At 44.2% G+C, this 23,751-nt stretch carries 20 protein-coding genes; 12 read left to right on the forward strand and 8 right to left on the reverse strand.

Annotated elements, in window-relative coordinates; translation table 11 throughout:
- Positions 1–117: 117 nt before the first annotated feature.
- On the forward strand, positions 118–651 hold the full coding sequence (locus ACLHG7_RS00575) for a YbjN domain-containing protein (protein WP_114899006.1): 534 nt from the start codon (positions 118–120) through the stop codon (positions 649–651).
- Between the two features lie 56 nt (positions 652–707).
- On the opposite strand, the gene ACLHG7_RS00580 is transcribed toward ACLHG7_RS00575, so the two are convergent.
- Both ACLHG7_RS00580 and ACLHG7_RS00585 read right to left on the reverse strand, forming a co-directional pair.
- A complete protein-coding gene (locus ACLHG7_RS00580) occupies positions 708–1,448 on the reverse strand; it encodes a UDP-2,3-diacylglucosamine diphosphatase (RefSeq protein ID WP_410209151.1) in 741 nt (246 codons plus the stop codon).
- A 153-nt stretch (positions 1,449–1,601) separates the two neighbouring features.
- Positions 1,602–2,111: a peptidylprolyl isomerase gene (locus tag ACLHG7_RS00585; RefSeq protein ID WP_410209152.1), complete on the reverse strand. Its 510-nt coding sequence runs from the start codon at positions 2,109–2,111 to the stop codon at positions 1,602–1,604.
- A 326-nt stretch (positions 2,112–2,437) separates the two neighbouring features.
- Between ACLHG7_RS00585 and ACLHG7_RS00590 the strand changes: the two genes are divergently transcribed.
- Entirely contained in the window at positions 2,438–4,195 is a 1,758-nt protein-coding gene (locus ACLHG7_RS00590; RefSeq protein WP_410209153.1) for a glutamine--tRNA ligase/YqeY domain fusion protein, read from the forward strand.
- Positions 4,196–4,278: 83 nt separating this feature from the next.
- On the opposite strand, the gene ACLHG7_RS00595 is transcribed toward ACLHG7_RS00590, so the two are convergent.
- Positions 4,279–5,409: a CaiB/BaiF CoA transferase family protein gene (locus ACLHG7_RS00595; RefSeq protein ID WP_410209154.1), complete on the reverse strand. Its 1,131-nt coding sequence runs from the start codon at positions 5,407–5,409 to the stop codon at positions 4,279–4,281.
- A gap of 267 nt (positions 5,410–5,676) precedes the next feature.
- Between ACLHG7_RS00595 and ACLHG7_RS00600 the strand changes: the two genes are divergently transcribed.
- A complete protein-coding gene (locus tag ACLHG7_RS00600; RefSeq protein WP_410209155.1) occupies positions 5,677–6,684 on the forward strand; it encodes an AraC family transcriptional regulator in 1,008 nt (335 codons plus the stop codon).
- 10 nt (positions 6,685–6,694) lie between these two features.
- On the forward strand, positions 6,695–7,279 hold the full coding sequence (locus ACLHG7_RS00605; protein WP_410209156.1) for a hypothetical protein: 585 nt from the start codon (positions 6,695–6,697) through the stop codon (positions 7,277–7,279).
- Positions 7,280–7,333: 54 nt separating this feature from the next.
- On the opposite strand, the gene ACLHG7_RS00610 is transcribed toward ACLHG7_RS00605, so the two are convergent.
- Positions 7,334–7,774 carry a glycine-rich domain-containing protein gene (locus tag ACLHG7_RS00610; protein WP_410209157.1) on the reverse strand — a complete coding sequence of 147 codons (441 nt, stop codon included), beginning with the start codon at positions 7,772–7,774 and terminating at the stop codon, positions 7,334–7,336.
- 562 nt (positions 7,775–8,336) lie between these two features.
- Between ACLHG7_RS00610 and ACLHG7_RS00615 the strand changes: the two genes are divergently transcribed.
- Both ACLHG7_RS00615 and ACLHG7_RS00620 read left to right on the forward strand, forming a co-directional pair.
- Positions 8,337–9,542, forward strand: a complete 1,206-nt coding sequence (locus tag ACLHG7_RS00615; RefSeq protein ID WP_410209158.1) for an acetyl-CoA C-acetyltransferase — start codon at positions 8,337–8,339, stop codon at positions 9,540–9,542.
- A 13-nt stretch (positions 9,543–9,555) separates the two neighbouring features.
- Positions 9,556–11,694, forward strand: a complete 2,139-nt coding sequence (locus ACLHG7_RS00620) for a 3-hydroxyacyl-CoA dehydrogenase NAD-binding domain-containing protein (RefSeq protein ID WP_410209159.1) — start codon at positions 9,556–9,558, stop codon at positions 11,692–11,694.
- Between the two features lie 86 nt (positions 11,695–11,780).
- Here ACLHG7_RS00620 and ACLHG7_RS00625 read toward each other — a convergent pair whose 3' ends face one another.
- The 3 genes from ACLHG7_RS00625 to ACLHG7_RS00635 are packed head-to-tail and all read right to left on the reverse strand — an operon-like array spanning position 11,781 to position 14,350.
- Positions 11,781–12,383 (reverse strand): LysE/ArgO family amino acid transporter, encoded by a 603-nt coding sequence (locus ACLHG7_RS00625; RefSeq protein ID WP_410209160.1) that lies wholly within the window; start codon positions 12,381–12,383, stop codon positions 11,781–11,783.
- A 42-nt stretch (positions 12,384–12,425) separates the two neighbouring features.
- Entirely contained in the window at positions 12,426–12,875 is a 450-nt protein-coding gene (locus ACLHG7_RS00630) for a VOC family protein (RefSeq protein ID WP_410209161.1), read from the reverse strand.
- A 35-nt stretch (positions 12,876–12,910) separates the two neighbouring features.
- Entirely contained in the window at positions 12,911–14,350 is a 1,440-nt protein-coding gene (locus tag ACLHG7_RS00635; protein ID WP_410209162.1) for an aldehyde dehydrogenase family protein, read from the reverse strand.
- Positions 14,351–14,566: 216 nt separating this feature from the next.
- Between ACLHG7_RS00635 and ACLHG7_RS00640 the strand changes: the two genes are divergently transcribed.
- Complete coding sequence (locus tag ACLHG7_RS00640) at positions 14,567–16,258, forward strand: arylsulfatase (RefSeq protein ID WP_410209163.1); 1,692 nt, start codon at positions 14,567–14,569, stop codon at positions 16,256–16,258.
- A 9-nt stretch (positions 16,259–16,267) separates the two neighbouring features.
- Positions 16,268–17,326 (forward strand): formylglycine-generating enzyme family protein, encoded by a 1,059-nt coding sequence (locus tag ACLHG7_RS00645; protein WP_410209164.1) that lies wholly within the window; start codon positions 16,268–16,270, stop codon positions 17,324–17,326.
- Between the two features lie 74 nt (positions 17,327–17,400).
- Here ACLHG7_RS00645 and ACLHG7_RS00650 read toward each other — a convergent pair whose 3' ends face one another.
- On the reverse strand, positions 17,401–18,639 hold the full coding sequence (locus ACLHG7_RS00650; RefSeq protein WP_410209165.1) for a spinster family MFS transporter: 1,239 nt from the start codon (positions 18,637–18,639) through the stop codon (positions 17,401–17,403).
- A gap of 232 nt (positions 18,640–18,871) precedes the next feature.
- Between ACLHG7_RS00650 and ACLHG7_RS00655 the strand changes: the two genes are divergently transcribed.
- From ACLHG7_RS00655 to ACLHG7_RS00670, 4 genes are all read left to right on the forward strand, one after another.
- Positions 18,872–19,729, forward strand: a complete 858-nt coding sequence (locus ACLHG7_RS00655) for a GNAT family N-acetyltransferase (protein ID WP_410209166.1) — start codon at positions 18,872–18,874, stop codon at positions 19,727–19,729.
- Between the two features lie 220 nt (positions 19,730–19,949).
- On the forward strand, positions 19,950–21,776 hold the full coding sequence (locus ACLHG7_RS00660; RefSeq protein WP_410209167.1) for a nitrite/sulfite reductase: 1,827 nt from the start codon (positions 19,950–19,952) through the stop codon (positions 21,774–21,776).
- Entirely contained in the window at positions 21,766–22,257 is a 492-nt protein-coding gene (locus ACLHG7_RS00665) for a DUF934 domain-containing protein (protein WP_410209168.1), read from the forward strand. Before ACLHG7_RS00660 ends, ACLHG7_RS00665 begins: the two co-directional genes overlap by 11 nt.
- A gap of 215 nt (positions 22,258–22,472) precedes the next feature.
- Positions 22,473–23,726 carry a putative solute-binding protein gene (locus ACLHG7_RS00670; RefSeq protein ID WP_410209169.1) on the forward strand — a complete coding sequence of 418 codons (1,254 nt, stop codon included), beginning with the start codon at positions 22,473–22,475 and terminating at the stop codon, positions 23,724–23,726.
- Positions 23,727–23,751: the final 25 nt, after the last annotated feature.

Genomic DNA, 23,751 nt, shown 5'->3' on the forward strand with positions numbered 1-23,751 from the left:
TGCATTTTGATTGTATTCTCAGCGTATCGACACAACATATCTCTCATGCTGGTTCATTTCACTTTATAATCAAAGCGAAATACACCGCCAATTTCAAACACTTCATGGAGTAGTTTTATGTCGTCTCTGGTTAATCAAGTCCGCGACTTACTCGCCGTTGAAAAACTTAATTTTGACGAACCAGATCTGCCAACACATCCTGATAGTGAGCCCATTGCGACATTTCGTATGCCCGTCCGTGGTCTGCACGGTGAATGGATTTGTATCGTTCGCGTCTTTCCTGAAAGTCAGCGTTTATTGGTGTACAGCATACTGCCTGAAAGTGTTCCGCTTGAACAACGCCCTCGCCTAGCTGAACTGTTTGTGCGTATCAACTATGGCTTGGTTTTGGGTAACTTTGAAATGGACTGGGAAGATGGAGAGGTCCGCTATAAAACCAGCATGGATGTTGAAGGTCTGGAACCCACGCCAACCCTATTACGCAATCTTATTTTTAGTAACTTCTTTAGTACGGATCGTTATTTCGATGTGATCGGAGAGTCAATCCATACCGACTTAAACTTAGCGGAGTTGCTTGCGGCGGCAGAAGATTCTGATGAAATTGAGGACGTCAGACGTGGTTTTGATTTGGTTGATGATTCAGTGCATTGAGAAATACTATATATGATTTTAATGTAGGCACATCAACGACATTAAAATCATATGAATTAGAACTTAAACTCTTCTAACCTTAAACCAGCATCATCCAGCCAGCCAATCACAGCCACACCAGCTTGTGTCGTACTATTAACACGCCAATCGCCCAACACATAACGACGCTTCGTTTGGCCATCCTCACCAACTAACTCATGCACCTCAGGACGATGGGTATGACCATGAATCATACCATCGACATCGCCAATAACACGGATCACTTCATTAGGTTCAACATCGACGATATTACTGGGGTTATTGGCATGACTCATCTGGCTTCTCATACGAATCATCGCTGCCAACTGACGACGTGTATCAAGCGGCTGAGTGAGCATGCCTCTCAACCAATCAGGATTACGACTCATCACTCGAAACTGTTGGTAAGCAACGTCAGTCGTGCAAAGCGCGTCCCCATGCTCAATACGCAGTGTTAAACCATGCTCAACGATGGTAATCCGTTCAGGTAATAATTGACCACCAAAACGATCTAGAAAATCCTGCCCTAATGCAAAATCTCGATTGCCATGCTGTACCCAAATCTGTACGCCACGTGCAGTCAGAGGCTTGAGTGGTTCTGTAATTTGATTAAGCCAAGGATCATCATCATCATCGCCTACCCATGATTCGAACCAATCTCCAAGAATATATAACGCATCAATCTCTTGACCAAAACGAGCAATGAGCGCCAAAAAACCTTCAGTCAAACGTGGCTCATCATTGGATAAATGTAGATCGGCGATAAACAAGGTTTTCATAGATAAAGATTCATAAAATAAAAAACGTTATAGCGATTTCCAAAGAAAACGTCATAGAAGGCGCCACATAAAACAAAGCAGCCCGAAGGCTGCCGTATTTTAGACTAACATACACATCAATAGTGCATATTGTTCAAGCAAATCGTTAAACGATTACGCTGGCAATACCTTTGCAGTGTTAATCACAACGTTTGTTAGCGGCACATCACCATGTCCGCCTTTATTACCAGTTTTAACACCTTCGATCTGTTTCACGATATCCAGACCTGAAGTGACTTTACCAAATACGGCATAGCCCCAGCCCTGTGAGGTTTTGCTTGAATGGTTCAAGAATGCATTGTTTTTTGCATTGATAAAGAATTGTGCACTTGCTGAATGTGGGTCGCTGGTACGCGCCATTGCGATCGTGCCTTCTTCGTTTTTCAGGCCATTATCCGCTTCGTTGTCGACAAGATGCGGTGCTGATTTTTGGCTGAAGTTTTCATCAAAACCACCACCCTGAATCATGAAGTCACGAATAACACGGTGAAAAATAGTGCCATTGTAATGACCGCTGTTTACATATTTCAGGAAGTTAGCAACCGTATTCGGTGCTTTTTCTTGATTAAGTTCAACAACAATCTTACCAGCGGTAGTATCAAATTCGACTTGTGGGTTTGCCATGCTTTATTACTCCAAAAAGCAGTAGGGAAATTGGTTGAGGCTAGGGTAATCAAACGGTAGACTATGCAGCAAGCTAAACTTGCAATTATTTACAGCTATTTTATAGGTATTTTGCAGTTTTAGTGGGAGTTCATAGGATATAAGTATCGATTGACGATAAACTATACGTTTTATGTCATTGTTTCATTTATGCTGTTTTGTAGGTTGACTCTAATCAACCCGTATCGACATCACAGAGCTTGAACTCCTATAGACCCACCCACATTATTTCCAACAGAAGTTTGTGGATGGCTGTTTTTTATTTTTAACCTTAAGTAATGAGTATTATGAATCCTTCTGATCTAGCTACACCTCGCACACATGCCCCCACGAAGTCTACTAACTCGACGAACACGAGCCAACAGACCCAAGTACAGCATGCCGGCGAACAGCATGGAAAAGAAGGTAACAAAGAAGTGGGCCTAGATTTCATTCGCGCCATTGTTGCGGATGACCTTGCCACGGGTAAGCATACTCAAATCGTCACTCGCTTCCCCCCTGAACCCAATGGATATTTACACTTGGGTCATGTGAAATCGATTTGCCTGAATTTTGGTATTGCCGCAGAAACCAACGGCTTATGTAACCTTCGCTTTGACGATACCAATCCCGCTGCAGAACTCCAAGAATATATTGATAATATTGAGAAAGATGTAAAATGGCTCGGCTTTGATTGGAATGGTGATGTCCGCCATGCTTCAAGCTATTTTGGTCAACTCTACGACTGGGCGATCCAATTGATCAAGCAAGGCGATGCCTATGTCGATCTGCAAAGTGTCGAAGAAATTCGCCTTAATCGGGGTGACTTCAACCAAGTCGGTACTGACTCCCCGTTCCGCAATCATACCGTGGAAGAAAATCTCGCTTTATTTGCCCAAATGAAAAACGGTGAATTTGAAGCGGGTACTGCCGTACTGCGTGCGAAAATTGACATGGCAAGTCCAAATGTCCATATGCGTGATCCCGTGTTATATCGCATTTTGAATGTTGAACATCATCAAACAGGTGATGAGTGGGTCATCTACCCAATGTATGACTATGCCCACCCTCTCGGTGATGCCATTGAAGAGATTACTCACTCCCTCTGCACCCTTGAATTTGAAGATCATCGCCCGTTCTATGACTGGGTTATCGCCAAGGTCAATACACCTGCCAAACCACGTCAGATTGAGTTTTCACGTCTCAATGTAGACTACACGCTGACCAGTAAGCGTAAGTTGAAAAAACTGGTCGATGATGGTGTGGTCAATGGCTGGGATGATCCTCGTATGCCAACTGTTGCGGGCATGCGCCGTCGTGGCTTTACACCTGAAGGTCTGCGTGATTTCTGTCATCGTGTTGGTGTGAGTAAAAACGATGGAATCGTCGATGTCGGATTGCTTGAATTCTGTATTCGCCAATCTATCGAGAATGTTGCACCGCGTGGCATGGCTGTTTTACGTCCATTGAAAGTCACCTTAACCAACCTTCCTCACGCGATGACATTGAAGCATGCACGTCATCCCAATGTGGATTTGGGTGAACGTGAGATTCCGCTAACGCAGGAAATTTACATCGATCATGCAGACTTTGAAGAAATTCCGCCTAAAGGCTTTAAACGTCTCGTGCCAGAGGGTGAAGTTCGTCTGCGTCATGCCTATGTGATTCGCTGTGATGAAGTGATTAAGGATACGGCTGGAAACGTTATCGAACTCCAATGTTCTATTGACCCAGAGACATTGGGCAAAAACCCCGAAGGCCGCAAGGTTAAAGGGGTGATTCAGTGGGTTTCAGCAAGTGCCGGAGTACCTGCAGAAGTCCGAATCTATGATCGCTTATTTAACAATGCGGATCCTGAAGAAGGTGATGATTTTATGCAAAACGTCAACCCGAACTCACGGACCATTTTGCAGGCTATCATTGAGCCATCCCTTGCAGAAGCACAGCCGAGTGATCGTTTCCAATTCGAGCGTGAAGGCTACTTCATCGCCGATGAAAAAGATCATACAACGGCAAAGCCTGTGTTCAATCGAATCCTCGATTTGAAAGACAGCTGGAAAGGCTAAACTTCTCAAATAAAAAGCCCGGCCTCTTGCACTCTGCAGGAGGTCGGGCTTTTTTATTGATGTCAATGATAAAAGTAAATGGCCTAAACTTCATCCGCCCCGACGGCTCTGCCCATGAAGCGATAAACAGGCTGACTACGCGAATACTTAATCGGATGCGCAAGCTGTTTTTGGGTCTGAGGCTGATCAAGTGCCAAGGGTACCTCAACCAACCATCCGCGTTCTGTCGCAAGTTTAGAATTCACTGCTTCCGCTAGGCTCAAAACAGGCTCCACACACACATCCAGCGCCGCAAAAAGTTGATTCCAATATTCAAAACTATGCTCTGCGATTGCCTTTTGAATCATGGCACGCACACTAGCACGATCTTCTGGCTGTAATGACGATCCTAAACTCAATATCTCCGGTAATGCCAAGGCCTGTGCAAGCCCCATAAGGAATTGTGGTTCAAGTGAGCCAATAGAGATATGGCGTCCATCCTGGGTTTGATAATAATCATAGAATGTTGCGCCATTTAGCATGCCTTGTTCTGGTCCCTGTTGCTCACCACCCGCAACCTGCGCAGCCCCAGCCATGGTATTCAGGCTAAAGGCACAATCTGTCATCGAAATATCGACGTGCTGCCCCTGTCCACTCGTTTGACGCTCAATCACCGCAGCCAAAATCCCAATCACTGCATGCAATGATCCTCCAGCGACATCTGCAATCTGGATGCCCATCGCAGGAGGGCGCTCGTTGATACGTCCACTATGACCAGCAATACCCGATAAAGAGATATAATTGATATCGTGTCCAGCACGATCTTTATAGCTGCCAGTTTGCCCATAGCCCGTGATTGAACAATAGATCAAACGTGGATTAATTTTACTCAATGCCTCATAGTCCAGCCCTAAGCGAGCCATAACATTGGGCCTGAACTGCTCAACAATGATGTCGTATTCCGACACTAGCTCTTTAATCTTTTGAATATTGGCAGGATCTTTAAGATCCATCGCTACTGATCGCTTATTTCGGTTCAAATAGGCATGTGCGGTCGCCTGTCCATCCGCATAGGGCGGCATAATACGGACGAGATCCATTCGGGATGGAGACTCCACATGAATCACATCTGCCCCCAGATCTGCAAGCATCAATGTCGCGAAGGGACCGGGCAACAGTGTTGAAAAATCAAGGATTTTTAAACCAGAAAGAGGTGGAAGAGACTGATTGACCATGTGCTTGTTTCCAGACTTAGTTTTGATACGAGATGCATTGCTTGCGAAGATAAACCCAATATTGACTTTTATTATTGTCAGTACTGTTGTGCTTTGCACAAAAACTATAGACTATTACAATCACAAATACAGTCACAATGACCCTAAGCGTCAGTGAAGCTGGCATAATTTAACAGGCCGAAGTGTCAAATGTTCGATTATGGCCATGCAAAACCTGAATGGGTTTATAGACTTATTAATTTTCTTTTCTCTTGATCAGAGTAATATATGAATCGTGAGACCATTTCTATTCATTTTGTGAATGCCGCCCTGACGGGTGCGAAACGCCTCAATATGGATATTGAAAGTCTGGTCAGTCGTGCTGGAATTGACCCTTCCCTTCTTCTGCAACCTAAGGCTCGTGTCTCACCAGAACAATACACTCGCTTCGCACAAACGTTGTGGCTCGCCACTCAGGATGAGCATCTTGGTTTTGATAGCACGCCGCGCAGATTAGGTACTTTTGCGACAATGTGTCAGTTGATCATTCATGCTGGCACGCTAGGACGTGCGCTTGAACGTGGCCAGCAGTTCTATAGTCTATTCGGCTCAGACTGGTCGATGAGCATCAGTCATGATTTGCATGAAGCACGTTTGCGCGTCAATGTGCCCCGTGAGCGTGATATCGATCATTTCATTACTGAAAGTATGCTGATGATTTGGCATGGTTTAGCCAGTTGGTTGATTGAGCGTCGAATTCCTTTAGAACGTGTAAAATTCGGTTACCCCAAGCCAAAACATGTTGAAGAATACGATGCATTGTTCTTTGCACCGACGATGATCTTTGATACGACTTATACTGAAATTAGTTTTGCTGCTGATTATTTAGCGCTCCCTATTCGCCAGACTGAAGCAACACTCAATGAATTTTTAAAAACAGCTCCCGCTAAACTGCTGATTAAATTTAAAAACACTAACTCTCTAACGTCTCGTATTCGTGAACTCCTCAAAACTCATATCGGCACAGATATGCCGACACTTAACGATATAGCCGCTCAATTGTATCTCTCTCCGCAAACACTTCGTCGTCGGCTAGCGACTGAAGGAAAGAGTTATCAAGGCGTGAAAGACGATCTACGACGAGATGCTGCAATTCACTTGCTGGGTATGCCTCATCTGACGTTAGACGAGGTCGCAGAGCAAGTTGGTTTTAGTGAGACCAGTACTTTTCACCGTGCATTCAAGAAATGGACGGGAGTCACGCCAGGACTGTATCGACAGATTCATGCGGAGTAGCTGATTAGCCATGTATAAAGCGATACTGACAGCCTTTTTTATTATTTCTGCTTCTGGTTGCGCATCTCAGGGTTATCTTAAGGAAGGTGACCCTATTGATAAATATCAGGGATACGCAGTGCTGCATCCGCACTTCGCATTTGATGCTAAGCAATTTCCTAAGGTGGACTTAGAACTCATACGAGCTGATAAAGACTCACTACATGCAGCGTATTATCAAAATGTTAAAACTGAATCACCGACTATTTTTCGTCTTCGACCAGGTTTTTACTATTTAAGATCCATTCAAGCACAAGATGGCTATTACACATCTACCTTAGACGCGCGTTATACACTGTTTGAAGTGCGTGCTGGCCAAATCAGTTACCCCGAAGATTGGTATACACAAATTATTCTCCATTCAGACTCAACAGAAGGCTGGTCCACTTCCGGCTCGGCATGGATATCAACTAATTTACGTTTTGGGGTAAAAAGAGATCCTAATATTAAAAATACTGTAGCTAACATTTTCCCATCGATTGCCAAACAACTTCCTATTGTGAATACAAAAGTCGACATTGCTCAGATTACTGCGCAAAATCAGACTTCAAAGTAGTTACGTATAAGTCAAAGGCGACTCATCAGCTTGATATGTTTATAAAACTATATCTTAATCCCCTCCGCCCCCGCATCCTCCGCTACAGCCATCACTACCGCTGCATCCGCTATCCGAATCTGAACTGGAACTACAGGAAGTCCCGCAAGAACTGTTTGCAAAATCACCCCCACAATAAATCCCAACGGTATTATTAGCTTGCCCTATCCGCTTGCAATCAGGTACATAATGAAAACCATTGGCAATATTAAGCTGCGCATCCAAAGCAAAGATCAGCGGCAACCTTAAAGCCGCATTTGGTGCAATATTCTCATCACGGCAAGCATAGAACCACGCGCGTTTAAGGCCGGCATTACTCTTTTTTTGACTTGGGGTCATGACCACCGCTGGCGTATGGTGTAAGAATTGTCCAAATGCCTTATGACAAAACGTCTGGTAGGCCTTGGTATAGAGAATAAATTCATGCCATAAATCATCAACAGCTTGAGAGGGCATAGAGATACTCTTTCGCCCACTTTTAAGATAAATAACAAAGAATTGACGTAATCCATCAACAACTAACTTAAATTGTTCAGGAGTTAAATGGTGATGATGTTTACTCAATCGGCGATTTAACCCCTGAGGAAACTTATAATTGCGTATATAAGATTCACGATTTCTCACGCGAAAGAACAAAAAGAAAAAAAGCCCAATGACCAAAACAATCAATATTGGAACCATATTTTATAAACTCATTATTATTCAAGCTTATTTCGAGCATATTTTTTTATCAGATGAATAGCAAGTGTTTAAATCAGGACCTCAGTTTTTCAGAGAACATATCCTTCCAAGAGATGATTAATTTGATGACCTGGGTCATGTTGCGCACCTTGATGATTAACTTCTTTAGCAATTCGCACCAAATTCGCTGACCATTCTCACCATTGCCCCCATAAAAAATAACGTTACACTCTTGTGCATCAAATGATTCACCCAACTAGTCCGATAAGTTATTTCATTTAATCTTTAAGCTAGAAAAACCTCCAACACCTTAACCGTTTCAGAAGGAGCCTGTCCCATGAGCGAAGCCTATATCTTTGATGCAGTCCGCACCCCACGCGGCAAAGGAAAAAAAGACGGAAGCCTCTATGAAGTTAAACCGATTTCACTCCTTGTGAATCTTATGCATGCGCTCGAAGCCCGCAATAACCTCGATACCAGCTTAGTTGAAGATGTCATCTTGGGTTGTGTCACGCCAATTGCCGATCAAGGTGGCGATATAGCTAAAGCCGCAGCACAAGCAGCTGGCTGGAGCGAAAATGTATCTGGGGTACAAATCAACCGTTTTTGCGCATCAGGGCTTGAGGCTGTGAACCTCGCAGCACAAAAAGTGCGCTCAGGCTGGGAAGATCTCATTGTGGCTGGTGGTGTAGAGTCCATGTCGCGTATTGCAATGGGTTCCGATGGCGGTCCATGGGCCCTCGATCCAGAAACCAATTTGAAATCAGGTTTTATTCCACAAGGTGTGGGTGCTGACTTGATCGCGACCCTAGATGGCTATAGCCGCACTGACGTCGATAACTTTGCAGCCCACTCTCAAGCCAAAGCTGCGGCAGCTCAAGCGGCTGGAAAATTTGATAAATCAATTGTTGCAGTAAAAGATAATGCTGGCGTCACCGTACTGGATAAAGATGAATTTATCCGAGCTGGCACGACTGCAGAAAAATTGGCAGGTCTATCACCCAGTTTTGAAATGATGGGCAATATGGGCTTTGATGCGGTCGCACTGCAAAAATACCCTGAAGCCGAAAAAATCAATCACGTCCATCACGCAGGTAACTCATCAGGCATTGTTGACGGTGCTGCTCTTGTCCTTATCGGTTCCGAAAGTGCGGGCAAAAAACTGGGCATCAAACCCCGCGCAAAAATTATCGCAACGGCTCTCGTCGGTACAGATCCCACCATCATGTTGACAGGTCCTGCACCTGCTGCACGCAAAGCACTGGAGAAAGCAGGACTGACAATCGATGATATCGATCTCTTCGAAGTCAACGAAGCTTTTGCTGCTGTCGTGATGCGTTTCATCACTGAGTTCAAAGTGCCGGAAGAAAAAGTGAACGTCAATGGAGGCGCTATTGCCATGGGGCATCCACTCGGAGCAACAGGTGCAATGATCATCGGCACACTACTTGATGAGTTAGAGCGACAAGGTAAAAAACGCGGTCTGGCGACTTTATGCGTTGGCGGCGGCATGGGCATCGCTACGATCATTGAAGTCGTTTAAGGAGAAAATACACATGAGCGCAATTAAGTACAATAAAGATCAAGATAACATCGTCACACTGACTCTAGACTCTACAGGTCAATCTGCTAACACGATGAATGGTGAGTTTCGTGTCAGTCTGCATGAAGTTGCTACAAAACTCAAAGCTGAAACTGACCTCGCCGGTGTCATTATTACTTCTGCGAAAAAAACTTTTTTCGCTGGCGGTGACCTGGATGAACTCATCCTTGTTAAACGTTCAGATGCGACTGAATTCTTTAAGATGATTGAATCGCTTAAAGCGGATATGCGTTCTATCGAGACTTTAGGTAAACCAATAGTTGCAGCACTCAATGGCACGGCACTTGGCGGTGGCTGGGAAATTGCTCTGGCAACCCATCATCGCATTGCTCTGAACGACCCAAAAACCAAATTTGGTTTACCGGAAGTCACTTTGGGCTTACTGCCAGGCGGTGGTGGTATTGTTCGCATGGTTCGCTTACTCGGTCTACAAAATGCTTTCCCATTTTTAATGGAAGGTAAACAGTTTGATGTGAAAAAAGCCATATCACTCGGACTGGTTCACGATACTGGCGAAACCATGGATGAAGTTTTGGCAAAAGCACATGCTTGGATCAAAGCGAATCCTAAATCACAACAACCCTTCGATGTGAAAGGTTATAAAATTCCAGGTGGCGATCCACGTACGCCAGCAGTCGCTCAGATTCTGGCTATCGCTCCAGCTATGCTGCGTGACAAAACCAAAGGTTGCTACCCTGCTCCTGAAGCCATCATGAGTGCAGCCGCTGAAGGTGCTTCTGTGGATGTCGATACTGCACTGCGTATCGAATCCCGCTACTTCACCGAAATCACAACAGGTCAAGTTGCCAAAAACATGATTGGTACCTTCTGGTTCCAGTTGAATGCCATTAAGGCCGGTCATAGCCGTCCAGATGGCATTGCGCCATGGAAAGCGACCAAAGTCGGCGTACTGGGTGCAGGCATGATGGGTAGCGGTATCGCCTACGCAACAGCCATCAAAGGTGTCCCTGTCGTTCTTAAAGACGTTTCATCTGAAGCCGCCGAGAAAGGTAAAAGCTATAGTCAAAATTTGCTTGAAAAACGTGTTTCTCGTGGCAGCTTAACCACTGACAAGAAAGATGCGATTTTGGCTAATATCACTGCAACTGCTGATGCCAAAGATTTGGCAGGTTGTGACCTGATCATTGAAGCCGTATTTGAAAACCGTGAATTGAAAGCTAAAGTGACTCAAGAAGCTGAAGCACAATTGGTTGCAGGCGGCATCATGGCATCCAATACGTCGACTTTGCCAATCACGGGTTTATCGCAAGCGAGCAAAGATGCAACTCACTATATCGGCCTCCACTTTTTTAGCCCTGTCGACAAAATGCAACTGGTTGAAATCATCAAAGGTAAAGATACTAGTGCCGAGACTCTGGCCCGTGCATTTGATTATGTACAACAAATTGGCAAAACACCGATTGTGGTCAATGACAGTCGCGGATTCTTTACCAGCCGTGTGTTTGGTACCTTCATTCAAGAAGGCATGTCATTGGTTGCCGAAGGCATCCATCCTGCCCGTGTTGAAATGGCGGCATTAAAAGCTGGTATGCCTGTTGGCCCATTGGCGATTCAAGATGAAGTCAGTCTCAGTCTGACTGAACACATCACCGAGCAAACACGTAAAGACCTACAAGCAGAAGGCAAAGATCTGCCTGTACAAGCAACCGAAGCACTGGTTAAAGCCATGATCCATGATCACAACCGCAAAGGTAAAGCGGCAGGCGCGGGTTTCTATGAATACCCAGTTGGCGGCAAAAAACACTTGTGGTCGGGTCTATCGACATGGCTGAAACCGGAAGTGACCATCAGCGAGCAGGAAATGATTGATCGCATCCTATTTGTTCAAGCTCTGGATACGATCCGCTGCTTGGAAGAAGGTGTACTTGAGTCAGTTCAAGATGCCAATATCGGTTCTATTTTCGGTATCGGTTTTGCTCCATGGACAGGTGGTGCGATTCAGTTCATCAACCAATATGGTTTGGACAAGGCCGTGAAACGCGCTGAAGAGTTGGCTGCTAAATACGGCCCACGCTTTGCGCCGCCGCAATTATTGAAAGATAAAGCGGCAAAAGGTGAATTTTTCATCTAACCCTTAATTTTTTTGATTAAAAAAACCGCTATCTCGCAGTTGAGATAGCGGTTTTTTATTTGAACAAGATATTAGATTAGGAATAACTAAATATCCCAGACTAACAACACCGCCAGCACCCACATAAAGGCACCAATCACCATATCCAGAATTTTCCAAGAAATAGGTTTACTAAATATAGGCCGCAGGAGTGACGCACCATACCCTAAAGAAAAGAAAAATACAAAAGAAGCCGCCACAGCGCCTACTGTAAATTCTAGTTTCTGCCCCATAAATTGAGTCGAGATTGATCCGATCAGGAAAACGGTATCAAGGTATACATGAGGATTTAACCACGTTAAAGCCAGTGCAATAGTGATATTTCGGCCTAATGTTGTTTTAAACTTTTCATCATCCAAAATCATGGCACTAGACTTGAATGCCGCCCAAAAGCTTTTTAGTCCGTAAGCAAACAGGAAAAGTGCGCCCAAATACTTAATAATGACCATGAGCGATGGGACTTTCTGGATGACGACCGAGAATCCAAGCACTCCCATCACGATCAATAACAAATCGGATAGCGAGCAGACCAAACAAATCCAAAACACATGCTCTTTTTTGAGTCCTTGTCTCAAAATGAATGAATTCTGTGCACCAATCGCAAAAATAATCGATAAGGTTAAACCAAACCCTGAAAGTAACGCATTCATAGATACAACATCTCTCAATAACAAGGCGTTACGCTTAAAATCCTAAGTCTCAATCTTATCCCAATATAAAGCGCGCTCTATGCGCTCTTTACGATAGTTCGTGACTTCTAATCGAATACCATCGGGATCTTCAAAGAAAACGGCATAGTAGTCTTCTGCATATTCAGGATATCTCTTGGGCTCACTACAGTAGATACCCATATCCGCAAAACGCTTTGCCACACTGTATACATCTTCCACACTCTGTACACGGAAGCATAAGTGATGCAAACCCGTATGGTAGGAATTATAATTGGGTGTGTCTTCGTTTGATGGTCGTAAAACATAACCAAACTGACGGTTATAGTATTGGATATGCCCTGCATGATTGAGGACAAATGAATTCTTTCGAAAACCAAGCTCTGTCATGACCAAATCATAAAAAACTTCGGAACGGGTCATGTCACTGACTGTGATATAGATATGATCAATGCCAATGACTTCAGTGACCATATCCTATCCCGTTGTTCATTTAGTAAATGATGCGATCACTGTTTGATAACCAGTACGCGCTCTTCAGTCATATCGGCAATCGCAAAGCGGATGCCTTCACGACCCAACCCGCTGTCTTTAACTCCGCCATAAGGCATGTTATCAACACGGAAGGTTGGTACATCATTGATAATCACACCGCCTACATGAAGTTCATCCCATGCTTGCAGCATCTTATTTAGATTTTGAGTATATAAACCAGCTTGTAAACCAAAACGGCTCTGATTTACCAATTCTAGAGCTTCATCGAAGCTCGAATATTTCTCTAGAATCACAACAGGACCAAACGCCTCATTCTGATAGACATCAGCAGAGTCAGGAACATTTTCAAGAACGGTGGCTTCAAGTAAAACACCATTTAAATGCCCGCCTGCTAAAACTGAAGCGCCTTGTTGTACGGCATCATCAATCCAGCCTTTAAGGCGTTGTGCCTCTTTTTCCTTAATCATTGGACCGATGACAGTCGATGCAAGATGTGGGTCTGCTGGAGTCAATAGCTTTGCACGTGCGACGAATTTAGTTTTGAGTTCATCATAGATATCTTGATGAGCCAATATCCGCTGTACACTGATACACACCTGACCAGATTGAATAAATGCACCTGTAATCAAACGATCCAATGCTGCGTCAATGTCGGTATCCGGCTCGACAATCACTGCGGCATTACCGCCCAATTCCAACACCACTTTTTTACGACCCGCCCGCGCTTTCATATCCCAGCCCACTTTATCCGAGCCTGTAAAGCTCAGCAGTTTGAAGCGGTCATCGGTTACGAATAGATCAGCGCCTTCTCTATGGCAAGGTAAGATAGAAAACGCACCTATGGGCAAGTCTGTCTCGGCCAAAACTTCAGCCATAATCAAGGCACTGACCGGTGTCAGACTCGCGGGTTTAAGCACAAATGGACAGCCTGCCGCAATCGCAGGTGCGATTTTATGGGCAGTCAGATTCAGGGGGAAATTAAACGGGCTGATAAGTGATACTGCACCAACAGGCACACGTTGCGTCATACCACGATAGCGTCCTGCGGTTTCAGTGACATCCAAAGGCATCACTGCCCCTTTATCCAGTTGTGTCACCGCATCCGCTGCCAATTGAAACGTACTGATCAAACGCAGAACTTCTGCTTTGGCTGAAGTCAGAGACTTCCCACCTTCAACAACTAACACTTCAGTCAACTCATCAAATCGCTCCGTAAATCGACGCACGCAGTGCAATAAAATGGCTTGCTTTTGAAAGGCTTTCAATTGCGCCATAGGCTTCTCAGCCTTCACTGCGGCCTCAATCGCTTGGTTGATGATCGTATTGTCAGCCAGTGCCACTTGAGTGACAGTCTTGAGGCTGAATTTGTCAGTCACATCAAGCCATTCATTTGAAGTGACAGGGCGATTAGCAAGGTAGAGTGGATACTGGTTTGGAAATGAGAATGTAGACATGGCTGCTTGTTTTTTAATTAAATAAGTACTTTATCCTAACGGATATTAGACTGCTTAGTAAGCCGCTGGACGTAGTGTTTTTGATAAGAAAGTAAGATATCCCTGCTTATCAATTATCTCTTTAAAATATATTGTTATGATTTATATGCATTAAAATCCAATAAGAAGATTGCTACCCTAACTCAAACGATTTCTACTTTGATTTAGGCCATTTCCATGTCTCACACCCCGCTTCGCCTTTCTCTTTTAATGATAAGCATCGTTAGTATTACGTTGCTAAGTGGTTGTAATAGTCAAGATGATGCACCCGTCCCACTCGTTTCAAAAAGACCTAACATTTTATTTATTCTAGCGGACGATTTAGGGTATTCAGACATTGGGGCATTTGGCGGGGAAATCAAAACGCCGAATCTTGATGCGCTCGCCTCTGAAGGACGTTTATTAACGGATTATCATACTGCGCCAACCTGCTCCCCAACTCGATCACAACTGCTCTCTGGAACGGACCATCATTTGGCTGGACTTGGCGCAATGGCTGAGCTGCTTGCACCTCAGCAAGTTGGGCATCCAGGTTATGAAGGCTATCTCAATCAAAAGTCGCTTTCACTGCCGGAACTCCTTAAAGATAACGGTTACGATACCTACATGGCAGGAAAGTGGCACTTAGGACTGACGGAGGCACTGAGCCCTAAAGCGCGTGGTTTTGAAAAATCCTTTGTCCTGCTTCAAGGGGGTGACCTACATTTTGGGACTGCTCCTACGGGCTATAACCGCGGGACCTATCGTGAGGATGGCGTTCTGGTCAATGTTCCGAATTCTTTCTATTCATCTGATTTTTACACGGACAAACTGATTTCTTATATTGGCCAATCCAAGACTCTCGATAAGCCCTTCTTTGCCTATGCCGCCTACACGGCTCCACACTGGCCATTACAAGCACCGACTGAATATATAGATCGTTATAAAGGCAAATATGATGCCGGTTATGACGCTATTCGTCAGGCTCGTATTGAGCGTCAGAAAAAAACAGGGGTTATTCCTGCTGACTTTCAGCCGAGTACCATCTTACCTGAATCAAATATTCGTCCCAAGTGGCAATCTCTCACTCTTGAACAACGCCAAATCGAATCGCGTAAAATGGAGGTCTATGCCGCAATGGTGGAAAACCTTGATCATAATATTGGTCGCTTAATTCAGCATCTGAAAGATATCGGTGAGTATGACAATACTTTAATCTTCTTCGCATCTGACAATGGCGCTGAAGGATTTGTCCGCGGAGCGCCTAAAGGATTTGATAATAGTCTCTCCAATATTGGTCATGATAACTCGTACACCTATATTGGCCCACGCTGGGCTGAGGTCAGTGCAGCCCCTTTTCACCTCTGGAAAGACACGACAGGTGAAGGCGGTGTGGTCGCACCTGCTCTCGTCAAGCTCCCTAAACAATTTAGATCTGAAGGAAATCTCACACAGTTTACCTCGGTGATTGATGTATTACCGACTCTGCTTGATATCAGCCAAACCCCTAATCCAGGGACTCAATATCATGGCCGAGAAGTTAATCCAACGACAGGGTTTTCACTCCTTCCTCTTCTTGAAAACAAAACAAAAACACCTGTACGGGGTGAAAATTTTGTCTTTGCTGATGAATTACATGGCAATAGTTATGTACGTAAGGGTCCGTGGAAACTCGAACTTCAAGTAGGAGGTGCAGTCTCCAGCATGACTTGGGAACTCTATGATCTGTCAACAGATCGAGGGGAAAATCATAACGTCGCAGATCAGCACCCCGATATCGTGGCGGATCTTAAGCGTGAATACGATAACTATTCGACACGCGTTGGATTGATTCCCTATTACTTAACACCACCTTCACCAGATAAGTTCGCATTGGGTAATCCTGAGTAACCCCAACAAATGAGCAAAAAAACTTTCTACACACTCGCAATTGCAACTCTTGTTATTGGGTTGGGGACATTCATCGTGTGGCGCTGGGATGCACGAACACCACACCTAATCCCTCAAGAAATTTTAGGTGACATTCAACTATGCAAACTGTACCAAGGGACTCCAGAAGGATGGCCACAGGATAAGCAAGCGGGTATGGTCAATATTCATGCTGGTGAATTTCAATTCGGGTCAACACATGGCTATCCCGATGAAAAACCTTTTGGAAAAACCACTGTCAAAGAATTTTGGATCGATCAGACTGAAGTGACTAATGCTCAGTTTCAAGCCTTTGTCAAAGCAACAGGTTATGTCACTGAGGTCGAACAAGAAGGCGGTGGTGCAATTTTTATTATCCCCACGGAAAAAGAACTTGCTGAACGTCCAAATGCGTGGTGGAAATATGTCAAAGGTGCCTCTTGGCATGCTCCAGAAGGCGTAAATAGCACGATTAACACTCGCCTCAATGAACCCGTAGTTCTGGTCACACAACGTGATGCTTCAAGGTATGCAGAGTGGCTAGGACATGAATTACCCACAGAACAAGAATGGGAATACGCAGCGAAAGCGAATGTCGAAGATGATGATTTTGCACATGCAGACCTAGAGCACCATCATCAAGACATGCACCATCAGCCCGAAGACACACAAGGAACCCCTACTGCTAATTTCTGGCAGGGCGACTTCCCCTTGCACAATGAAAACACAGATCACTTTGCAGGTCGTGCATCCGTCGGATGCTTTAAGCCGAACCCTTGGGGTTTATACGACATGATTGGAAATGTGTGGGAGTGGACACGCGATGCTTATCGGGGTGGTCATCAGCCCCATGGCAATGGTGATCCGCTGGTGAGTTTAAAAGCGGAGCATATGTCTCTCTTTCCACAAGCACAAATGGTTGTGAAAGGCGGCTCTTATCTCTGTGCAGCGAATTATTGCTCGCGATATCGTGCCAGTGCACGGCAGCCGCAAGAGGCCAATCTAGGTACAGGCCATGTCGGATTTAGAACCGTTTGGCATGAGCCTTAATGGTACTAATAGCGACATGCTCACTCTAAAAAAAGGGAGGAAATTTTATTAATTTCCTCCCTTTTATCATAGCCTCAAACAGATTCAGTAACGACCCGCTCTGGTAATGTCCGCCAGGTATATAACCAAATCAGCGCGCCTATCCCCATTGCTATCGGAACCAACTGAATCGCACTTTGTAGTCCAATATAATCCGATGCTAAACCCACAATCGTCGGACTAATTGCATCGCCCAACAAATGAATCAACAAAATCGTGAAGGCAAATGCCCGTACACGTAATGCGCTGGGTACGCAATTGGTCAGCATTGCATTCACAGGACCATTATAAAACCATAAGAAAAACTGGGCTAAAAACAGCATAGTTACCGCACCCATGGCGTTTTGCAGGGTCAAAGCAAAAAAACCAAAGATGGTTGCAAGCAACATCGACCAACCGGACAAGGCCATATAAGACTGGCGTGTCCATGCTTTTAATTTATCGGCAAGAAATCCACCGATGATCGTTCCAAACAACCCACCCACAACAGCAGATAACCCCACGTAATGTCCTGACTCTTCAATCGACATCCCGCGATGACGTTGTAAAAACGTCGGGAACCAATCGGCAAGCGCACCAGCAGCAAAAGTCACTACGGTATAACCTGCGACAACCAGCATATATTCACGATTGCGCAGTAGTAGACCTATCGCTTGTGCCCACTTCGGTGGAGTGACATCAGCATCAAGGTCAAAACGTCCACGACCTGGATCACGAATCCACAAGGCAAGTAACGCCATTGCAATGCCCGGTAAGCCACAAATCAAAAATGCCGCACGCCAGCCGTACATTTCACCAAACATGCCGCCCAAGATAAAACCCATGGCAGAACCTACAGGAATGGCAACATAAAAAATTGTCAGTATTCGGTTACGGCGCTCGGGTGGGAAAAAATCACTCAGCAATGCTGGTGCAAGCGTTGCATAGGCTGCTTCACCCACACCCACCAGTGCACGAGCAAGCATAAAAGTCCAAAATCCAGTGGCAAAAGCTGCTAATGCTGTCGCTAGTGACCAAAGGGCAATACCCGCAGCAATCAAAATTTTACGAGGGAAACGATCCGCCAAGGCACCAAACATCATGCTCGACAGCATATAAACGATTACAAACCCGGTAATGGGTAAGCTGGTCTGAAAATCGGTCAGTTTTAAATCATGCTTAAATAGATCCTTCACCACACTTGGAACATATCGATCTAAATAATTGAGCAAGTTCATCATGGTCAGAATGAATATTGCATATCCTGCGCCGCGCGTGGTGCTATTCAACAGCATGGCTAATCCTTGTTTTTCACTTTAAGTCATTGGGAATTAGAGGTGATCTTACATCGAATCTTATGCAATTGTGATATCAATCCAAAGCACATACTCAGTTTTAATCAGGAAACAGCTAAAGTCGCATCACTTACAAAGAATAACGTTTTAGATGGATGGTGATGGATATCTCTAAATTGTCATAATTAAACTGTAATATTTTCGTAATTACTCTAAATAGAAGCCTCAAACTATGAATCAACCCTCATTTCGCTCATTACCAATTCTACGTTCCATGCCCCCGTTTCCAAAACGTGTTCCCAAAAACACACCAAAACGCGGACCTAATTTAGAATGCGAAATTGCTGAAGATTCAAAAACAATTCTTGAAATCCAGCGTTTTCGCGCTCAAGTATTTGGCGGTGCATACAACATTTACTTTGATGATGGCATCGATAACGATCAATACGATCAATACAGCATTCACGTTCTTGTACGTGATACAGCAACCAAAAAAATTATCGCCTGTACACGCGTCATTACACCTAAAGCTAAAGAAAGCTTAGGTCAGTATTATTCAGAATCTGAATTTAATTTGGATGAATATCTTAAAGATAAAAAACAAGTTTATGAAATTGGTCGTACGTGTGTCGATGAGGCTTATCGTGGCGGTAAAGCACTTGCCGTATTGTGGATGGGTATGGTGCCACTCATCTTGAATCAGCTTAAAGCAGAATATTTGATTGGTACAGTGAGCGTGAACTTAACCTCTTCACATAAAAAAATCATTGCTACCGAAGGTTACTTACATAAAAAAGCAAAACTGAAAGACTTTACCAGTCGAGTTCCTTTTGATTTAGAGCACTATTTAACCAAAGAAGATGATTTCTTTAGTTTCGCTGAACATAGCCAACTGAAATATCATAAAAAAGACGTCCCTTCTCTGTTTAAAAAATATCGCCGTGTTGGTGCATCCTTCTCTAAGGAAGGTTATTTTGATGCGGACTTCAACTGCGTAGATTACTTTGTCTCTATTAAAGTGAATAAACGGTTACTGTTTAAACTCAATGTCGTTTGTAAAATCATTGAAATGAAAAAGAAAAAATCATAATAAACAAGCATTTTAAATAAACTTTCTTCCCAAGGTTGAATATGATCAATATTCAACCTTGGTTAAGCTACAATAACGACACATCACACCTATTTCTGATTTTCGACTTTGCATATCACCAAATCTAACTAACATTATCGAGAAAAAACGTTTTTCAGATAAAGGCGAAACTGTTACATTTGCACATTATTTTTTGACCTACGAGCCAAGTAAGACAGCCATGTACGTCTACACTGAATTTGACCAAGCTTTGGTCGACGAACGCGTCGCACAATTCCGCGACCAAACCCAACGTTTCCTTTCAGGAACGCTCAGCGAAGATGAGTTTCGCCCATTGCGTTTGCAGAATGGCTTATATGTACAACGTTATGCGCCGATGCTGCGGATCGCCGTACCTTATGGCGTACTGAACAGCAAGCAAATCCGTAAAATTGCGTCGATTAGCCAAACCTATGATCGTGGCTATGCCCATATTTCTACTCGTCAAAATATTCAGTTGAATTGGCCTGCACTTGAAAATGTGCCCGATATTCTTGCTGAACTGGCGACAGTACAAATGCATGCAATCCAAACCAGCGGCAACTGTATCCGTAATACCACCACGGATCAATTCGCTGGACGTATTCAAGGCGAAGTCGCTGATCCACGCCCAACCTGTGAAATTATTCGTCAGTGGTCAACCTTTCACCCAGAATTTGTATTCCTACCGCGTAAATTCAAAATCGCGGTTAGTGCATTAAATGAGATCGATCGTGCCGCAACTGCATTTCATGATATCGGCGTGTATTTGGTTAAAAAAACCGATGTGGTTAAACGTATTGCCGACTATAAAATCCGTTTAGAGGACGCGAAACAGGCTTTGGCATCTGCTGATGTCAATGGAGATCAAGAAGAACAGCAAGCACAATATGATGCTGTGCTCCACTCCTTCCTTAATGTCGATCTGGTTGAGCATGCGCTGAATGATGAACCATCAGAATGGGGCTATCAAATCATGGCGGGTGGCGGTCTTGGCCGTACGCCAATCATTGGCTCGATCATTCGTGAATTCTTGCCCCGTGAAGATCTGATCGCTTACTTAGAAGCAGTCTTGCGTGTCTACAATCTGCATGGGCGTCGTGATAACAAATATAAAGCGCGGATTAAGATTCTCGTGAAGGCACTAACGCCTGCTGTATTTGCCTCTAAAGCAGAAGCTGAATTTAGTCAAATCCGTGCTGAACTTAAGGTGCCAAGTGATTTGTATGCAAAAATGGAAAAGAACTTTTCATTGCCTGCATATCAAGCATTGCCTGATATTGATTTCACTGAAACCCTCAAGGCAAATCCAGTGTTTGCAAACTGGTATCGCATCAACACCCATCCCAACAAAACTCCGGGTTATCGGATCGTTAATATCTCGCTTAAACGTGCTGGCATTGCGCCCGGTGATGCAACCTCTGAAGAACTAGATCTGATTGCAGACCTAGCAGATAAATACAGCTTCGGTGAACTACGCTCTACCCATGAACAAAACATCGTGCTTGCTGATGTCGAGCAATCCAAGTTGTTTGAGCTATGGAAAATACTCACCCAATATAATTTAGCCCGTGCGCATATCGGCTTTTTAACCGATATCATTTGCTGCCCAGGCGGTGACTTCTGCTCACTGGCCAATGCAAAATCAATCCCGATTTCTGAAGCCATTAGCCGTCGCTATGAAGATCTAGATACGGTCTATGATCTCGGTCATCTCGACCTAAACATCTCTGGCTGTATGAATGCCTGTGGTCACCATCATGTCGGCCATATCGGTATTCTCGGCGTGGATAAAAAAGGTGATGAGTTTTATCAAATTTCCTTAGGGGGTAATGCTGGACACGATTCAAGTTTGGGTGACATTCTTGGACCATCCTTTGGTGCCGATGAGGTTGCCGATATTGTTGAAGAAATTCTCAATACCTACCTCGACAATCGTCAAACCATTAATGATGAAACAGAACGCTTCATCGATACCTATCGTCGCATTGGCTTAGCGCCATTCAAGGAGCGTGTCTATGCCAAATAATCAAACCCCAAATCTGGTATTGAACCTCGCAGGCGATTCCGCATTGGATACCTTTCAGCGTATCGCTGAGGATGGCGTATTACCCTCTGGCGATGTGACTGTAAGCCTTGCACAAATTGAGCGCTTGGCTGAAATTAGTGGCAAAAAAGGCTTGGTTCTGACTGAAAAAGATTCACCAGAAACCACATCTTTGCCTTTAGCTGACTTAGATCTGATTGAGATCTACTTCCCTGCCTTTGCAGATGGTCGGGGTTACTCATTTGCCACGCTTCTTCGTCGCCAAGGTTTTAAAGGTGAATTGCGTGCAACGGGCGATGTATTTAAAGATGTATTGTTTTACTTAAAACGTGTCGGCTTTGACAGTTTTATATTAAAGCAAGGCAAAGACATCAATGAAGCAAAAGCTGGTCTGCATGACTTTACCTCAGGCTACCAAGCATCAACTGCCGAGCCTCAAGCGCACTACCAAGCGGGTCGCTGATTAATTAAATTTTAAAAATAAAAAAACCGCAGTTAGCGGTTTTTTTATTTCAAATACTTGACCATAAAATCAGTGAAAGGTGAAAGATAGGTCATACACTCTTTTTCTTGTCCACGCTAGACTTATGCCAGAGTACCGCGTCACCAATCCAGTGCTGATTCAAGCTGAATATATAACTTTAGACAATAAGTCATCATTTACTCAATGGAATGTTTATGAAAAATAATCGCTTGCTTTCCTCTATCCTCAGCATATCCATGCTCTGCGCTATGCCATTGACCTCATATGCGGTACCAGATGGCTCCCAGCCCCTTGGTGCAAATGGTCCCAATGTGGATGAATTAGAAAAATATTCAGACATTTTCGCTCGCGCAAAAAAGATGATGGATGACCCTAAGACTTGGAATAAGATCCCTCCAAAAGTGACACTCTGTGTTTTCTCTCCAGAAGGCGCCAAAGGCAAAGGTTATGACTTTGCAATGAGCTATCTCAAACAGCTTCCCAAATACACCCAAATTGCAAAAAATATGGGCGTGGATCTCAAAGTCACCATGACATCGCCAATGGATATGCATATTGATATGGCATCATCCATAGCCAAGCGCAAAGCCAGTACAGACGTTAAATTCCGCGTCTATACCAATGAAAAGATCGCTTCTGAAGATTTTAAAGCGGGTCAATGTGATGGCGTCGCGATGAGTAACCTGCGCGCGAAAGAATTTAATGGCTTCATCGGTAGCCTTGATGCCATCGGTGCAATCCCATCTTATAAACACCTCACTGAAGCAATTCAGTTACTGGCAAAGCCTGAAGCTGCTAAGTACATGGTCAATCAGGACTATGAGATCGTTTCGATCATTCCCATGGGTGCTGCTTATATCATGGTTAATGATCGTAAGATCAATACATTAGCCAAAGCTGCAGGTAAGAAAATTGCGGTATTAGACTTTGATAAATCACAAGCGAAGATGGTTCAACAAATCGGCGCTCAACCAGTTTCCGTCGACTTAACCACCATCTCGGGTAAATTCAATAATGGTCAAGTCGACATCATGGCTGGTCCCGCGTTGATTTTTAAACCGCTTGAACTTTATAAAGGCATGACTGCTATTGATGGATCAACGGTCAAAGGTGCCATCGTGCGTTTTCCTATCGTACAGATCACTGGTGTGATGATGATGCATCGGGGTAAATTCCCTGATGGCGTTGGTCAACTGATGCGCGAGTTTGCAGCAATGCAAATTCCTATGGCTTACTCATTTATTGACGAAACTGAAAAATCGATCGATGCTAAATACTGGATGGACGTCCCTGCTGCAGATAAACCTGGCTATATGAAACTGATGCGCGAGTCTCGTATTGAAATGACGAAAGAGGGTTTTTACGATAAACGCATGATGAGTTTTCTTAAAAAAATCCGCTGTCAGTTTGATGCAACAAACTATGAATGCAGCTTGACCGACGAATAAATAAAGACTCAATATAACGATAAAA

The organism is Aquirhabdus sp., from assembly GCF_046462495.1.
Taxonomy (GTDB): domain Bacteria; phylum Pseudomonadota; class Gammaproteobacteria; order Pseudomonadales; family Moraxellaceae; genus Aquirhabdus.

Excerpts from the sequence above, each read along its gene's own strand:
- ACLHG7_RS00660 (WP_410209167.1), top strand. The coding sequence starts at position 19,950 with ATGTACGTCTACACTGAATTTGACCAAGCTTTGGTCGACGAACGCGTC.
- ACLHG7_RS00585 (WP_410209152.1), bottom strand. The coding sequence starts at position 2,111 with ATGGCAAACCCACAAGTCGAATTTGATACTACCGCTGGTAAGATTGTT.
- ACLHG7_RS00590 (WP_410209153.1), top strand. The coding sequence starts at position 2,438 with ATGAATCCTTCTGATCTAGCTACACCTCGCACACATGCCCCCACGAAG.
- ACLHG7_RS00625 (WP_410209160.1), bottom strand. The coding sequence starts at position 12,383 with ATGAATGCGTTACTTTCAGGGTTTGGTTTAACCTTATCGATTATTTTT.
- ACLHG7_RS00600 (WP_410209155.1), top strand. The coding sequence starts at position 5,677 with ATGAATCGTGAGACCATTTCTATTCATTTTGTGAATGCCGCCCTGACG.
- ACLHG7_RS00620 (WP_410209159.1), top strand. The coding sequence starts at position 9,556 with ATGAGCGCAATTAAGTACAATAAAGATCAAGATAACATCGTCACACTG.
- ACLHG7_RS00640 (WP_410209163.1), top strand. The coding sequence starts at position 14,567 with ATGTCTCACACCCCGCTTCGCCTTTCTCTTTTAATGATAAGCATCGTT.
- ACLHG7_RS00595 (WP_410209154.1), bottom strand. The coding sequence starts at position 5,409 with ATGGTCAATCAGTCTCTTCCACCTCTTTCTGGTTTAAAAATCCTTGAT.
- ACLHG7_RS00580 (WP_410209151.1), bottom strand. The coding sequence starts at position 1,448 with ATGAAAACCTTGTTTATCGCCGATCTACATTTATCCAATGATGAGCCA.
- ACLHG7_RS00615 (WP_410209158.1), top strand. The coding sequence starts at position 8,337 with ATGAGCGAAGCCTATATCTTTGATGCAGTCCGCACCCCACGCGGCAAA.
- ACLHG7_RS00630 (WP_410209161.1), bottom strand. The coding sequence starts at position 12,875 with ATGGTCACTGAAGTCATTGGCATTGATCATATCTATATCACAGTCAGT.
- ACLHG7_RS00645 (WP_410209164.1), top strand. The coding sequence starts at position 16,268 with ATGAGCAAAAAAACTTTCTACACACTCGCAATTGCAACTCTTGTTATT.
- ACLHG7_RS00635 (WP_410209162.1), bottom strand. The coding sequence starts at position 14,350 with ATGTCTACATTCTCATTTCCAAACCAGTATCCACTCTACCTTGCTAAT.
- ACLHG7_RS00610 (WP_410209157.1), bottom strand. The coding sequence starts at position 7,774 with ATGCCCTCTCAAGCTGTTGATGATTTATGGCATGAATTTATTCTCTAT.
- ACLHG7_RS00655 (WP_410209166.1), top strand. The coding sequence starts at position 18,872 with ATGAATCAACCCTCATTTCGCTCATTACCAATTCTACGTTCCATGCCC.
- ACLHG7_RS00605 (WP_410209156.1), top strand. The coding sequence starts at position 6,695 with ATGTATAAAGCGATACTGACAGCCTTTTTTATTATTTCTGCTTCTGGT.
- ACLHG7_RS00665 (WP_410209168.1), top strand. The coding sequence starts at position 21,766 with ATGCCAAATAATCAAACCCCAAATCTGGTATTGAACCTCGCAGGCGAT.
- ACLHG7_RS00575 (WP_114899006.1), top strand. The coding sequence starts at position 118 with ATGTCGTCTCTGGTTAATCAAGTCCGCGACTTACTCGCCGTTGAAAAA.
- ACLHG7_RS00650 (WP_410209165.1), bottom strand. The coding sequence starts at position 18,639 with ATGCTGTTGAATAGCACCACGCGCGGCGCAGGATATGCAATATTCATT.
- ACLHG7_RS00670 (WP_410209169.1), top strand. The coding sequence starts at position 22,473 with ATGAAAAATAATCGCTTGCTTTCCTCTATCCTCAGCATATCCATGCTC.